This is a genomic window from Aquabacter sp. (assembly GCF_965279295.1).
In the GTDB taxonomy this organism is placed as follows: Bacteria; Pseudomonadota; Alphaproteobacteria; order Rhizobiales; family Xanthobacteraceae; genus Aquabacter.
This window is the reverse complement of record NZ_CBDIHQ010000013.1, coordinates 175,001-189,180: the sequence shown is the minus strand read 5'-3', so window position 1 is coordinate 189,180 and position 14,180 is coordinate 175,001. Positions and strand designations below refer to the sequence as shown.

10 protein-coding genes and 1 riboswitch are annotated in these 14,180 nt (G+C 63.8%); of the genes, 2 read left to right on the top strand and 8 right to left on the bottom strand.

The window, feature by feature from the left end:
• Positions 1-8: 8 nt before the first annotated feature.
• Complete coding sequence (locus ADADO0_RS07900) at positions 9-218, bottom strand: CbtB domain-containing protein (RefSeq protein ID WP_511304573.1); 210 nt, start codon at positions 216-218, stop codon at positions 9-11.
• A gap of 2 nt (positions 219-220) precedes the next feature.
• Positions 221-370: riboswitch (adenosylcobalamin (AdoCbl) riboswitch) on the bottom strand.
• Positions 371-446: 76 nt separating this feature from the next.
• Between ADADO0_RS07900 and ADADO0_RS07895 the strand changes: the two genes are divergently transcribed.
• Positions 447-1,016, top strand: a complete 570-nt coding sequence (locus ADADO0_RS07895) for a histidine phosphatase family protein (protein ID WP_511304572.1) — start codon at positions 447-449, stop codon at positions 1,014-1,016.
• A 55-nt stretch (positions 1,017-1,071) separates the two neighbouring features.
• Here ADADO0_RS07895 and ADADO0_RS07890 read toward each other — a convergent pair whose 3' ends face one another.
• From ADADO0_RS07890 to ADADO0_RS07865, 6 genes are all read right to left on the bottom strand, one after another.
• Positions 1,072-1,335, bottom strand: coding sequence for a hypothetical protein (locus tag ADADO0_RS07890; RefSeq protein WP_511304571.1), 264 nt, complete (start codon positions 1,333-1,335; stop codon positions 1,072-1,074).
• 257 nt (positions 1,336-1,592) lie between these two features.
• Positions 1,593-2,591 (bottom strand): diguanylate cyclase, encoded by a 999-nt coding sequence (locus tag ADADO0_RS07885; RefSeq protein WP_511304570.1) that lies wholly within the window; start codon positions 2,589-2,591, stop codon positions 1,593-1,595.
• A 20-nt stretch (positions 2,592-2,611) separates the two neighbouring features.
• Positions 2,612-3,172, bottom strand: coding sequence for a chemotaxis protein CheB (locus ADADO0_RS07880; RefSeq protein ID WP_511304569.1), 561 nt, complete (start codon positions 3,170-3,172; stop codon positions 2,612-2,614).
• A 7-nt stretch (positions 3,173-3,179) separates the two neighbouring features.
• On the bottom strand, positions 3,180-4,022 hold the full coding sequence (locus ADADO0_RS07875) for a CheR family methyltransferase (RefSeq protein WP_511304568.1): 843 nt from the start codon (positions 4,020-4,022) through the stop codon (positions 3,180-3,182).
• A complete protein-coding gene (locus tag ADADO0_RS07870) occupies positions 4,019-7,585 on the bottom strand; it encodes a response regulator (protein ID WP_511304567.1) in 3,567 nt (1,188 codons plus the stop codon). The genes ADADO0_RS07875 and ADADO0_RS07870 overlap by 4 nt, the downstream gene beginning before the upstream one ends.
• A gap of 132 nt (positions 7,586-7,717) precedes the next feature.
• Positions 7,718-8,488 carry an MOSC domain-containing protein gene (locus ADADO0_RS07865; protein ID WP_511304565.1) on the bottom strand — a complete coding sequence of 257 codons (771 nt, stop codon included), beginning with the start codon at positions 8,486-8,488 and terminating at the stop codon, positions 7,718-7,720.
• Between the two features lie 330 nt (positions 8,489-8,818).
• Here ADADO0_RS07865 and clpB point away from each other — a divergent pair, with 330 nt between their 5' ends.
• Positions 8,819-11,452 (top strand): ATP-dependent chaperone ClpB, encoded by a 2,634-nt coding sequence (clpB, locus tag ADADO0_RS07860; protein WP_511304564.1) that lies wholly within the window; start codon positions 8,819-8,821, stop codon positions 11,450-11,452.
• 102 nt (positions 11,453-11,554) lie between these two features.
• On the opposite strand, the gene ADADO0_RS07855 is transcribed toward clpB, so the two are convergent.
• The gene (locus tag ADADO0_RS07855; RefSeq protein WP_511304563.1) at positions 11,555-13,543 is read right to left on the bottom strand and encodes a peptidoglycan DD-metalloendopeptidase family protein; all 1,989 of its coding nucleotides are present in this window, start codon (positions 13,541-13,543) and stop codon (positions 11,555-11,557) included.
• Positions 13,544-14,180 lie beyond the last annotated feature (637 nt).

Genomic DNA, 14,180 nt, shown 5'->3' with positions numbered 1-14,180 from the left:
TCGTCTCCTCAGTGGCAGGGGAAGCCGAGGAGATGGCGGCCGTCGTGGAGGAATTCGTGGACATACATGCCTGGGATCAGGGAGGTGGCTCCCTCTTCCGCACCGACGAAATAAACGACGAGCAGCAGGATCAGCCCGGCGAACACGGCCCAGGGAAGGATCTCTCCGACAGGAATGGCGGCCGGGGCAGCAACGGGTTTCAGGGCAATATCGGACATAAATACACTCCCGGGATAACGCGTCCCAACGGATGAAGATGGCGGCTCACGGACAGGTCTGACTTACGGCTTGAATGCCAAACCGATTACAGTGGCGCGACCGTGCCGGATTTACACCGGCTTCCAGTACACGAGCAGCGGGCAAGGCTAGGCGGGCATGCCAACCTGTGTCAATGAACGTCGTGCCTTTTTTGCTTGGTGGAGGGGCCGTCCAGCCGCACTTGGATCATGAGCCACCGTTTCACCTTCATTTGCCACGGTGCGACTGCGGCGACACGGCGCGCTTCTTTTCCGTTGGATGAGCCCTTGGAAGCGGCGGCTTTGGCCCAAGCGGCGGCCTTGCGACATGCCGTGCGCCGACCGGACCGGGTCTTCTCCAGCCTCGCACGCCGCACCCGGCAGACAGCGGCGGCGCTCCAGTTGGAGGTGGAAGAGGACGCCGCATTGCGCGATCTCGATCACGGCCGTTGGGCCGGCCGCGCTTTATCCGACATTCAGGCGGAAAACCCGGACGGCTTGCTGCTCTGGCTCACCGACGTCGATGCTGCGCCCCATGGAGGAGAAGCCGTGTCCGCCATGCTGCTGCGGGTTGCCGCATGGATGGAGGCACATGCCGGCGACCGGGGCCATACCATCGTGGTGACCCACGCGGCGGTGGTCCGCGCCGCGATCCTGCATGTTCTCGGCGCGCCCGCGCGCGCCTTCTGGCTCATCGACGTGGAGCCGCTCAGCTTCACCGATCTGCGTCACGACGGACGGCGTTGGGCATTGCGCGCCGGCGCGCCGGTCGCGGTTTGAAGCTCGGCGGGGGGCGGCGACGCCCAACCTCGCTCGAAATCTGCCTCTGCGGCGCTCACTTCACGCCGATCTCTTTCTTCCATGCGCTGATCGCGGAGCCCCGCTCCAGCGCCCCGGTGCGGGTCTGACCCACGATGCCGAGATCGTAGATCGTCGTCAGCTTGTTGGAAGCATCGCCCGGATAGTGGAGCTTGAAGGTCTCATCGACGTTGCTGTTGAACGGATCGACCTTGTTTTTGTACCGGATGAAATACGGGAAGCTCGCCTTCTTCATCCGGTCCGTGTCGGAGAGGCGTGCGCTGGACGGTGTGACATACATTCATCGTGGGCGTTCGCCGTCAGCGTCGGCGCGAGCAGGAAAACTGCGCCCATGGCGGCGGCTGTGGCTGCGCGAGCGGACGATTTCAGAGGGTGTTCCATATCCAGCTCAGTCTTTCATGAGAGCGCGATGGGTCATCGTCCGCGATAAGCGGGCAAGCTTTGGCTGAAGCATGGCGGAGGTTTCAAGCTGTCCGCGCGGGTCTCGTCGAAGCGCCCAGCGAGGGGATGTCAGACAGAGCGAGCGAAGCGACGTGGCTAGTCGGCGGCAAGAACGCCGTTCTTGCCGTTCTGCTTCACGCGGTACATGGCGGCATCGGCCATGCGCATCAACTCGCTGTAGTCCTTCGAGTGGGTCGGATACATGGCGACACCGATGCTCGCGCCCACCACCACCTTCAGGCCACTCCCGGCGGAGATGATCGCATAGGGCTCGCATAGCATCGTACAAATGCGCTCGGCCTGCCTGAGGGCCTCCGCGCGATCCGCAACCGGCGCGACGATGACGGCGAACTCATCGCCGCTGAGGCGCGCGGTGATGTCCTCCTGCCGCAGGCTGTTGCGCAGACGCTGCGCGATGGCGCAGAGCAGATTGTCGCCCGCGTCGTGACCGTGGGTGTCGTTGACCTGCTTGAAGCCGTCGATGTCGATATAGAGCAGGGCGAACGGCTCGCCATGCCGCTCCGAAAATGCGGCAGCGCGGACGAGATGGTCCAGAAACAGGATGCGGTTGCCGAGGCCGGTCAGGGAATCGTGAGTCGCCATATGGCGGATCTGCTTCTCGATCCGGCGGCGCTCCTCGATTTCCTGCTCAAGCTGACGGTTCCGGCGCTCCAGTTCCTCCATGGTGGCCTTCAACCGGAGCTTGCTGATGTGCAGATCCAGGAAGACCGTGACCTTGGACAGCAGCACCGCATCGTTGATCGGCTTGGAGATGTAGTCGACCGCGCCAAAGGTGTAGCCCTTCAGGCGATTGATGTCGTCGAGATAGGCGGCGGTGACGAAGATCACCGGAATGCCGCACGTCGCAGGATTCTCGCTGAGGTAGGCGGCGACCTCAAACCCATCCATGTCCGGCATCTGCACGTCCAGCAGGACGAGCGCAAAATCATGGTCGAGGCAGAGCGCGAGGGCTTCATTACCCGAATGCGCCACATGGATGTCGGCCTTCACCGAAACCAGCAAGCGCCGCATTGCAGCCAGATTCGCGGAGACATCGTCCACCACGAGGATCTTGGGCAAGGGAGAAAAGTCCATGATTTCCTGGTGAGGCACGCTCATGCTCGGCCAATTTGGTTGATGCGTTGAGCAATGGCTAAAAGAGGTCCGCAAAAATCAGCACCCGCCAAGGCCAGGGCGGCGGCCGGCATGGTCGGCGTTTCGGCTTCTTCCGGGGCCTGCACGAAAGCGCGGCCTCCGTTCCGGCGGATGGCGCGCAATCCCTCGGCGCCGTCCGCGCTCGCCCCCGTCAGGACGACACCGACCAATTCCGCTCCATAGGTCTCGGCGGCGCTCATGAACAAGACGTCGATGGAGGGACGCGAAAAGCGCACTTTCTGGTCCACGGAAAGAGCAAAGCGCCGATCACGCTCAATCATCAAATGGTACCCCCGTGGGGCAACATATACAACCCCCGGCAGCACAGGGGTGCGCTCACATGCCGTTATCACGGGTACTTTTGCATCGTGCGCGAGAATATGTGCGAGCAAATCCGGCCCCTCGGGACCCAGGTGATTAACGACGACGATTGCAATAGGAAGGTCGGCGGGCAATTGGGCGACAAGGATCTGCAGGGCGGCTGGCCCACCCGCGGACGCTCCGATCGCAACAACCGCCATCGATCTCTCAAAAGCTCCGCTTTAGCCGATATATCTGCGCTTCCGCGTCCACAACATCAAAATGCTGCTTTGCGGCAGAAAATTGCAGGTTTTCACGCGATCCCACGCAAAGAAAGCCGCCGCGCACCAGCGACTGGCTGAACAGCGTGAGGACCCGATCCTGCAATCGGTCGGTGAAATAGATCAGCACGTTGCGGCATAAAATGAGATGGGCTTCGCAAAACACGCCATCTGTCGCAAGATTGTGCTTCGCGAATGTGACGTTGGACACCAACCGCTCGTCCATCTTCGCGAGTTCATAGCGGGTGTGGTAATAATCCGCCAAGCTCCGGGTCCCCCCGCTGGCGATGTAGCGGCGCGAAGCGTCCGGCAGGTCGGACGCAGGGAAGATGCCCTCGCGGGCGCTGGCGAGCGAAGAATCCGCAATGTCGGTGGCGAAGATATGGGTGCGCCCGTAGAGCCCGGCCTCCGTGAGCAGGATCGCCAGAGAGTACACTTCTTCTCCCCGCGCGCATCCAGCCTGCCAGACGTTGATCCGGGAATAGGACGCGAGCGTCGGCAGGACCGTCTCCCTCAGCACCCGGAACATTTCCGGGTCGCGAAAGAATTCCGAAACCGGCACCGAGAGCCCCGAGATCACGTCGCCGATGCGCTCGGGCAGGTGGAGCACCTGCGCCGTGAGGTCGGAGATGGTGGCGGCGTTGAACTGGCGCGCGAGATTGCGGATGCGGCGGGTCAGCGATGCCCGGCCGTAATCGCGGAAATCATAGCCGTAGCGTCGATAGAGGGCGTCGACGAACAGATCGACTTCGAGATCCTCCAGCGCGGTGGTGTCGGTGTCAGAGATCATTTCACCGGCAACCACGAGCGGATCATCGAGAGGAGGCGTGGCACGTCGATGGGCTTTGAGAGATAGTCGCTGGCTCCTGCGGCCAGGCATTTCTCGCGATCATCCTTCATGGCTTTCGCCGTCAGCGCGATGATGGGGAGGCGGATCATGCTTGGCCGCTTGCGGATTTCGGTCATGGCCTCGTAGCCGTCCATCACGGGCATCATGATGTCCATGAGAACGATTTCGATGTCTGTCCGTTCCGACAGCTGGGTGAGAGCTTTTGCGCCGTCCTGCGCCAGGACGACTTCCATGCCCTTGCCGCGCAACACCTTGGCGAGGGCGTAGATGTTGCGCATGTCGTCGTCCACCAGCAGCGCGATGCGGCCGCTGAGTTCGCCGCCCGGCTCGACCGGGACCGCGCGCGGGGCATGCTGGACGCTGTGGAGGAACAGGCTCACCTCGTCGAGCAGCCGTTCTGGGGACAGCGCGCCCTTCACGACGATGCTGTCGGTGAAGCTGCGCAGGCGCAGGCTTTCCTCGCTGGTCAGGTCCCGTCCGGAATAGACCACGACCGGCGCTTGGATATCGCGCTTCGCCATATGTTCCAGCACATCGAAGCCCGACATGCCGGGAAGGCCGAGGTCGAGCACCACGCAATCGAAGGCGATGTCCGACATGAGGCTGATGGCTTCCTCGCCGCTGCCCGCCTCCTTCACGTCGATGCCCTCGCGGGCGATCAGCTTGTGGGCGGCGAAACGGGCGGTCGCGTCGTCGTCGACCACCAGCACCAGCCGGGGCCGGTCGGCGGAAAAATGCGTTAGAACCGAGAGCGCGCCGGAAAGATCATCCGCGCTCACCGGCTTGGTAAGGAAGCCGACGGCGCCCAGTTCCCGGCCACGACGGGACTCGTCCAGGGCTGACACGATATGCACGGGGATATGGCGGGTGGAGGTATCGGCCTTGAGGCGCTCGATCACCTCCCAGCCATCCATGCCCGGAAGCCCGATATCGAGGAGGATGCCGGTGGGCTTGTGCATGTGGGCGAGAAGCAGGCCGCCTTCGCCATCGCCGGCCGCCAGGGCCTGGTAGCCCTTGCGCCGCACGAGTCCCATGAGGGTGCGGGCGAATGTGGCATCATCCTCGATGATGAGGATGCGCGGCGTCCCGTCCAGCAGCCGGTCGCGATCATCAGGCACCGCCACCGGGCGCGGCCGGGGCACCAGGATGGGGGAGGTCGTGGAATGCACCACGGCCTCGCCGATCGCCTCCTCCTGGGCAACGCCGCCGACCGGGACCAGGAAGCGGAACACGGTTCCCACCCCGACTTCGCTTTGCACCGTCACGGACCCGCCCAGCAGGGTCGCGAGGCTGCGGGAAATGGCGAGGCCGAGGCCGGTGCCGCCGAACTGGCGACGGGTGCTCGCATCCACCTGCTCGAATGCCTCGAAGATGCTCTCCAGCTTGTCGGCGGGAATGCCGATGCCGCTATCGGCCACATCGATGGCGAGATACCCCTGGCCGGCGGAAGAGAAGGTCACATCCACGGCCCCCTCGGACGTGAACTTGAAGGCGTTGCCCAGCAGGTTGTTGGTGATCTGCTCCAGCTTGCCTTCGTCGCTGGCGATCGACGCCGGCGTGTCCTCGGCGATCGTCACTGTGAGGCGGAGATCCTTCTCCTGCGCGACGTGGCGGAAATTGCGCTCCATCCTCTGCGCGAAGGCACGGATGCTCACGGGTTCAACGGACACATCCATCTTGCCCGCCTCGACCTTTGAGAGGTCGAGAATTTCGTTGATGAGGCGCAGCAGGTTCGCGCCGCTGCCGTGGATGATGGTGGCGGACTCGATCTGATCTTCGTTCAGGTTGCCGTCATGGTTCTCTGCGAGATCATGGGACAGGATGAGCAGGCTGTTGAGCGGCGTGCGCAATTCGTGGGACATGTTGGCGAGGAACTGGGATTTGTACTGGTTCGCCCGTTCCAGGTCGTTTGCCTTCGCCAAGGTTTCCTGTTGCAGGACCTCAAGCTGGTCCTTCTGTTCGTTGAGTCGATCGCTGTTGTGCTGAAGCTCCTCGTTCGAGACCTGGAGTTCGTGCGCTTGGACCCGAAGTTCTTCCTCGGAAGCGATGAGCCGCTGGGACTGCTGCTGCAACTGGTCGTTGGTGGTGCGTAACTCCTCCTGCTGGGCCCGCAATTCCTCCTCCGCTGTGCGCAGTTCGTGAGACTGGCGGCGGCTCTGGTCGAGAAGCTGGCTGGTCTTGAGTGCGCGCAGTAGATTGTCGAGGGATAGCGCAATGGTGGGGGCGGCATCCTCCAGCAGGCGCAGCTTGCGGCCCTCCAGCGGCTCGAAGCTCGCCAGTTCCATCACACCGAGAAGGCGATCCGTGCTGAGCAGCGGCAGCAGCAGAACCGAATGCGGGGCAGCCCCCCCCGTGGCGGACTGAATGCGCAGATAATCGCTGGGAACCGGGGAAATACGGATCGGCTTGCGCTCCGCGCCGCATTGGCCGAGCAGACCCTCCCCGAGGCGGAAACGGGTGGAGAGCCCGTCGTTCCTGTCGAAGCCATAACTTCCGGTAAGATCGAGCGTCTTGGCGTCCGGGTCGAACAGGTAAAACACCGCGACGCCGGCGTTGACCTGCGGCGCAAGGTCGGACAGCAACGCGTCGACGAAGGTGGGGATGTCGTTCGACTTCTGAAGCTTGACCGTCAGGACGGCGATGGAGCTTTTGACCCAGTTGCTGTCGAAGGTGGCGATCTCCATCGCCTTGAACACGTTCAGCGCGCGCCCGATCACCCCGACCTCGTCGCGCCGGTCCAGATGCGGAATGTCGATGGAATGGTCGTGGTCCGCGAGCCGCTCCATCAGGCCGGCAAGGTTTCGCAGCGGCTGAGCGATGAAGCGCGCAGTCAGAAAAAACGAGCCGATGCCGGCGAGCAAGGTCGCGGCCAGGGCGATCATGTTCACCGTGTTCAGCAGATCCTCGTGGCGGTCGAGGTTCTCACGGGCAGCGGCAAGCTGGGCATTCGCCGAAGAGTTCAATTGATCCAGCAAAGCGGCGATGCTTCGGCTTCCGCCTTCAGCCGTTTCCGCGACGAGGAAGACCTCAAGCCCGATGTCACGCTCGGCAGAGGACGCGCGACCCGCCGCGACCTGCTCGGACAAAGCGACCACAGGCGCCGCGATGATCTGGGTCCATCGATCATTCAGGGCAGCCGCGCGGTCTGCCGAGGCGCGCAGCACGGGGTCCTGCTGGGTCATCTCCTGTAGCTTGTCGAAACTGCCTTCCGCGTCGCGAACCGCGACCTCGTAATTGCGGACGTTCGTGTCGGTCCGGGCGAACAGCGTTCGGATGAGGGAAATCTGCCGGCGGCTAAGGGTGCGCACCGTGAAGTTGGTTTGATTGATGAGCGCTGCCAGTTCCTCCGCTTCGGTCTGGGCGGTGTCGGCGGCGTTCAATGTGACTTTGGAGGTGCCGAGAAGCACCAGCATGATGGCGATCATCAAGGTCAGGACGAGAGCGAACTTCCACTGGACCGACAAATCTGCCAGCCAGGCCCCCCTCGAACGAACCGTCGGCATCCAGCTTCTCCGCAACTTTCGAAGCGGAGGGTGGAACGGCGGCCCTTAGGTATCAACACATTTTCTTGGGCAGGCCTCAGCTCGCCGCTGGAGGCTGAGCATCCGCATGTTGCGGTGCATCGAACGCAGCCATTAAACCACGCGCACCATATCCCCAGGCGCGATGCGCCCGCCCGTGACCACCTTCGCGTAGATGCCGCAGTCAGTGTGGCCGTAGCCTTTGTGAAGGCCCTTCACCACGTTGAGATCACGCTCCGCCGTCACGGGATTGACGCTGGTCGCCGCGCACCGCTCGGTTCGCTTCAGGACCTTGAGGCGGACCTCCGGGCCGATCTCCAGGATGCGCCCGGACAGCTCCAGTTCGGAGCCTGGGTCCAGCCCGTCCAGGTGCAGGTTCATGCGAAAGCGGATGGGATCCACGGCGTCCCCCATCTTCGCCTCAAGGTCTCGCACGCTGGCGAGGTTGAGGAGGGACACGAAGCCGGCGCGCAGGGAATCGGTAAATCGGTGCCCCTCGGGGGCTTCCAGCACCTTCAAAGGTCCGCGCGCTTCCTTCTCCATGTAGATGGTGAGGTAATCCTCAATCGCCGCGCGCCCTTCCGGCGTGGAGATGTCGCCTTCAGCGACCACGGCACCGTCGCGCGCAAGGGTGAAGGTCTGGCTCTCATGGTCAAACCGCGTCTTGAGCGCGGCAATGCGGGCATTGCGCATCAGGACGAGGAACTGGGTTTTCTGGATATAGGCGGGTGCCGCCGGATCGAACCCGCTCGGTCCGTTCTCAACCGCATAAAGCCGGTCGCCCGGGAAGAAGTGGCCGGCTTCGAGCGCAACCGAACTCATGGGTTCGGCGGAAAAGCCCTTCACAGGATATCGGTTGATGGCGACGAGGAGGGCAGGGGGCATGGCGGCTCCTGGCATAATGACATCCTGGGTGCGGGCACTTATGGCTCGCATTCCTGGTGGGCGAGGGTCAAGGCTCCGACGCGCCATATCCCGCGAACCATAAACCCGCGAACCATCCAAAGTGACGCCCATCGTGGCGGTCGCGGGATCTGCTGCAAAAATCATCAGCGGGATGTTCGGCCCCCCTTCCGCTCTCGCTTGGCGACACCCACATGAGCCTTAGCGGGTCGCAAGTTGCGCGCCCGTCGCGGCGGCCGGGATATCGGCGCCGCACCCGGACATTCCCGCGTGCTCGATCGAGGCGTTGGGAATGGCAAGGAGGAGAGACGCATGAATTTTGAAATCTATACCGAACGTGCACGCGGTTTCGTGCAGTCCGCGCAGTCCCTGGCGATGCGCGAAGGCAATCAGCAGTTCGTCCCCGAGCACCTGCTGAAGGTGCTGATGGACGATCCCGAGGGCCTGTGCTCCGGCCTGATCCAGCGTGCCGGCGGCGATCCCGTCATGGTGCGCGCTGATGTCGAGGCCGCCCTGAAAAAGCTGCCCAAGGTCGAGGGCGGCAGCGGGCAGATCTATCTCAGCCAGCAGATCGCGCGGGTATTCGACGCCGCCGAGCAGGCGGCCAAGAAGGCCGGTGACGGCTATGTCACCGTCGAACGGCTTCTGCTTGCCCTGTCCATCGAGAAGGACAATGAGGCCGGGAAGATCCTGGCGCGTGCCGGGCTTTCGCCCCAGGCGCTGAACACCGCTATCGAGGCCCTTCGCAAGGGCCGGACCGCCGACACCGCGACGGCCGAGAACGCCTATGACGCGCTCAAGAAATATGCCCGCGACCTGACCCAGGCGGCACGGGACGGCAAGCTCGACCCGGTGATCGGCCGCGACGAGGAAATCCGCCGCACCATCCAGGTGCTGGCGCGCCGCACTAAGAACAATCCGGTTCTCATCGGCGAGCCTGGCGTCGGCAAGACCGCGATCGTGGAGGGCCTCGCCCGCCGCATCGTCGATGGCGACGTTCCGGAAAGCCTGAAGAACAAGAGCCTGCTCGCGCTCGACATGGGCTCGCTGATCGCGGGGGCGAAATATCGCGGGGAGTTCGAGGAGCGGCTGAAGAGCGTGCTCAACGAAGTCCAGTCGGCTGAAGGCGGCATCATTCTGTTCATCGACGAGATGCACACCCTGGTGGGTGCCGGCAAGACCGACGGCGCGATGGATGCGTCCAACCTGCTGAAGCCCGCGCTCGCGCGCGGCGAGCTTCACTGCGTCGGCGCCACCACGCTGGATGAATACCGCAAGCATGTGGAGAAGGACGCGGCTTTGGCCCGTCGCTTCCAGCCCGTGTTCGTCTCCGAGCCGACGGTGGAGGACACGGTGTCCATCCTGCGCGGGCTGAAGGAGAAGTACGAGCTGCATCACGGCGTGCGCATCACCGACAGCGCCCTGGTGGCGGCGGCGACCCTGTCGAACCGCTACATCACCGACCGGTTCCTGCCGGACAAGGCCATCGACCTGATGGACGAGGCATCTTCGCGCCTGCGCATGCAGGTGGATTCCAAGCCCGAGGCGCTGGACAGTCTCGACCGCGACATCGTTCGCCTCAAGATCGAGCAGGAGGCCCTGAAGAAGGAGACCGATACGGCCTCCAAGGACCGGCTGAAGCGGCTTGAGAAGGAACTGGCCGATCTTGAGGAGCGCGCCTCCGTCCTCACTTCCAATTGGAAGGCGGAGAAGGAGAAGCTCGGCGAGGCGACCACGCTGAAGGCCAAGCTCGACCAGGCGCGGGCCGATCTCGCATCGGCCCAGCGGCAGGGCGAATACCAGAAGGCGGGCGAACTGACCTATTCGGTCATTCCCGACCTGGAAAAGCGCCTCGCCGATGTGGAGGCCGCCGGCAAAGGCGGCACCATGGAAGAGGCGGTGACGCCCGACCACATCGCCGGCGTGGTCTCACGCTGGACCGGTGTGCCAGTGACCAAGATGCTCGAGGGCGAGCGCGAGAAGCTGCTCAAGATGGAGCTTGAGCTGGCCAAACGGGTGATCGGCCAGAGCGAGGCGGTGGCTGCGGTCTCGACCGCTGTGCGGCGCTCCCGCGCGGGCTTGCAGGACCCGAACCGGCCGATCGGCTCGTTCCTGTTCCTCGGCCCGACCGGGGTGGGCAAGACAGAGCTGACCAAGGCGCTCGCGAACTATCTGTTCGACGACGACACCGCCATGGTGCGCATCGACATGTCGGAATTCATGGAGAAGCACTCTGTGAGCCGCCTGATCGGCGCCCCTCCCGGCTATGTCGGCTACGAGGAGGGCGGCACGCTCACCGAAGCCGTGCGGCGCCGGCCATATCAGGTGGTGCTGTTCGACGAGGTGGAGAAAGCCCATCCCGACGTGTTCAACGTCCTTCTCCAGGTGCTCGACGATGGGCGTCTGACGGACGGGCAGGGCCGGACGGTAGACTTCCGCAACACCCTTCTGGTGATGACCTCGAACCTCGGTGCGGAATTCCTCGCCGATCCGCGCCAGCCGGTGGGTTTCGGCCTGCCCGGCTACGAGCAGGAAAAGGTTGTCTCGGACGAAGAGGCCTATGAACTGGTGATGGGGGCCGTGCGGCGTCATTTCCGTCCGGAGTTCATCAACCGGATCGACGAGATCGTCATGTTCCACCGCCTGAAGCGGGAGCAGATGGGCGCAATCGTGGATATCCAGATGGGGCGGATCGCCAAGCTTCTGGAAGACCGCAAAATCGTGCTCGACCTGACACCCGAGGCGCGGACCTTCCTCGCCGACAAGGGCTATGACCCGGCCTATGGAGCGCGTCCGCTGAAGCGGACCATCCAGAAGCTTGTGCAGGACCCGCTGGCGGAGAAAATCCTTGCCGGTGACGTCATGGATGGTGCCCTGGTGCGCATCGGCGTGGAGGGCGGGCGCCTCACCTTCGCGCCCGAGGTGGTTCTGGGCCAGGCCGCCTGAGGTCAGGCTCCCGCCTACAGCGGGCGGGCGTCGGCAAGTAAAGAAAGGCCGCGGGCGTGTGCCCCGCGGCCTTTTTTTTAAATGGCGTCCGCATTCGCGGAGCTACCGGGTGGTCCCGGACGCCGCCGAAGCCACCTTCGGTGCCACGGGCGCGTGGGTGAGAAGCGCCTCGATCCGCTCGCGCTCTTTCCTAAAGTCGGCGAGGAAGCGCCCATCCAAAGCGCGCCCGCGGGGCAGTTTCACGCGCATGGGATCGACGAAGGAGCCGTTGATCTTCACTTCGTAATGCAGATGGGGACCGGTGGAGAGGCCGGACGAGCCGAGATAGCCGATCACCTGGCCCTGCCGCACCTGCTGGCCGACCCGAAGCCCCTTTGCGAAGCCGGATTGGTGCGAATAAGTGGTGACATAGCCGTTGGCGTGCTGGATCTCGGAATGGCGCCCATACCCCGACTTCCAGTCGGCATAGATCACCGTGCCGTTGCCTGCGGCATAGATCGGCGTTCCCACAGAGTCCGACCAGTCGACCCCGGTATGAAGCTTGGAATAGCCGAGAATGGGGTGACGGCGGTAGCCGAAGGGCGAACGCATGATGCCCCCCGCCATGGGCTTGCGCACCAGGAACTTCTTCGCGCTCTTGCCGTCCTCGTCGTAATAATCGACCAGTCCGTCGTCGGTGGTCTGGAAACGGTAATAGCGCCGGGTCTCGCCATTGGTGGTGAGGGTTGCGTAGAGCACTTCCGGGTCGCCGTTGTCTTCGGTGTAGAGCACCTCGAAATTGTCGCCCGGCTTCACGCGACGCTGGAAGTCCACGTCGAACGAATAGATCCGCACCAAATCGGCGACGGTGCTGCGGGGCATTTCGTTTCGCAGCGCAGTCTCGTAGAGGCTTTCATAAAGCCGGATGCCGGGTCCGTCATCGTCATCCCCGGTGTCTTCGGAGACGCCGCCGACATCGGTTTCCGTGGTTTCCGCGACCGAGACGAACTTGTTGGTGGTGTCAGACATCGCCACCGTGCCTTCATGGCCGGCGTCGCTGAACAGCGACACGCGCATGGCATGGTTCACGCGGTTGGTGTTCTGGAGCAGAAGGCGGACGCGCCACCCGTCCTTCACTGTCCCATCTTTGCCACGCTGGAACGCCTGGGCCGCGGCGCGGGCTTCATCCTGGGGAATGCCGTTGTCGACCAGGATGGAGTAGATGGTGTCGCTCTTCTTCACCACCACGGTCTGGTCCGACCAATCGTTGCCGCCCGACGTTTCATTCGACGTCTTGCCGAGGAACGAGAGGTTTTCCGGCAAGTCGAGCTTTGGCGCCGGCAGCGCGGAGGGGTAATTGCCCTCCGTTGCATAGGCCATATAGGGGGAGGGGGGCGTGCCGGGCTTCAGCCCGATGCCGGTGATCGCGGCGGGCAGGGCGGCCGGCGCGGGCTGGCTGCGGGCAAGCTCCGCCACCTCCCGCACTTTAACCAGCACATCCTCCATGGGGACGGTGGAGCCGAATTTCGTGCCAGCGGGCAGCGCCGCGAGATCGCGTGTGACGACAGTGACTTCCCCGGTCGGTTCGGCCTGCGGCACAGCCTGCTCTGCGTCAGCCGATTGGGCGACGATCTGCGCCGGGTTGAAGCGCGGGATATTTACCGAAACGCTGGTGGTGGACATGGCGAGATTGGCGGCGACACGCGTATAGGGCCGCACCTTGATGATCTCGCGGTCCCCCACCTTGGTGGTGGTGGAGAGGCGGAAGGTCTGACGCGCGGTCGAGGCTTCCGCAAGAAGCGACATGCGATCGCCCTTGCGGGCGGAATTGGACGGCTTCTCTCCCACCGCAAGCGCGCCGCGCAGCACATTGCGCACGGTTTCCGGCATGGAAGCGAAGCGATGGTCGCCGTCGAGCGCCGCATAGACCGCGCCGCCCATCAGAAAACTGCCGCATAGGCCGGTCAGAAGGGTAGCCAACAGCCAGCGCACCGAAATACGGCGGCGGTCGATCTCCTCCTCACCGCCATCGACGCCGAGCGGGGGCTCGTCGCCGAGCCCGGCCGCGCTTGTCGCGTCGCGCCAGGCTCCGGCCGATCGTCTGTGCTGCAAACCCTACACCCTTCGCTGAAGCCCGCGAGAAACGCGCGGGGCGAAATCCCCAACAATCCGCCGGCGCCATGCCCGGCCCACGCCCGACCGCTCCGCGCCAAGCGAAGCGATCGGCGCGGATGTGAAGGTGCGGACAAGGCGAAAGGATGGCAAGGCCCAATAGGCGTGCCGCTGCAACGGCATCGCTCCCATCCCTTGCGCGGATGGGCATCGGTGGGATGCCGACAGGATGTCATTTCTGCGCCGGATCATCCCCTCGGCATCACCGCGTCCAGGTCCACTCGGGCTCGCGCGCACGCACGCACGTATTAGGGGAGCGCCGAAACCGAGCATTCCCATCACTTATCGCGTTGCGTGCCGCGTTCTGTGCAATGAAGCTTCGCGGGCGCCGAAGAGAAAAAGGCGCGGAAAAATCCGCAGCGACCCGGCTTCAGCCCGGCTTCCGCCTGCGGAGAGAAAAGTCAGCCAAATCCAAAAAGCCTTACACCACAACGATTCCAAGCTTTGTCATGGAAGTGTTATCCACAGCCGGCTGATTATTTTGGCCGAGCGGGAACAAGGGCAGTTGACGGTTCTCTGAGTGGGACCTATAAACCGCTCAACAACGACGCGCTGCCGCTGCCCACCGGGTGGCTGG

Coding starts and splice junctions, on each gene's coding strand:
- ADADO0_RS07870 (WP_511304567.1), bottom strand. CDS start 7,585: ATGCCGACGGTTCGTTCGAGGGGGGCCTGGCTGGCAGATTTGTCGGTC.
- ADADO0_RS07880 (WP_511304569.1), bottom strand. CDS start 3,172: ATGGCGGTTGTTGCGATCGGAGCGTCCGCGGGTGGGCCAGCCGCCCTG.
- ADADO0_RS07875 (WP_511304568.1), bottom strand. CDS start 4,022: ATGATCTCTGACACCGACACCACCGCGCTGGAGGATCTCGAAGTCGAT.
- ADADO0_RS07900 (WP_511304573.1), bottom strand. CDS start 218: ATGTCCGATATTGCCCTGAAACCCGTTGCTGCCCCGGCCGCCATTCCT.
- ADADO0_RS07865 (WP_511304565.1), bottom strand. CDS start 8,488: ATGCCCCCTGCCCTCCTCGTCGCCATCAACCGATATCCTGTGAAGGGC.
- clpB (WP_511304564.1), top strand. CDS start 8,819: ATGAATTTTGAAATCTATACCGAACGTGCACGCGGTTTCGTGCAGTCC.
- ADADO0_RS07890 (WP_511304571.1), bottom strand. CDS start 1,335: ATGTATGTCACACCGTCCAGCGCACGCCTCTCCGACACGGACCGGATG.
- ADADO0_RS07895 (WP_511304572.1), top strand. CDS start 447: ATGAGCCACCGTTTCACCTTCATTTGCCACGGTGCGACTGCGGCGACA.
- ADADO0_RS07885 (WP_511304570.1), bottom strand. CDS start 2,591: ATGGACTTTTCTCCCTTGCCCAAGATCCTCGTGGTGGACGATGTCTCC.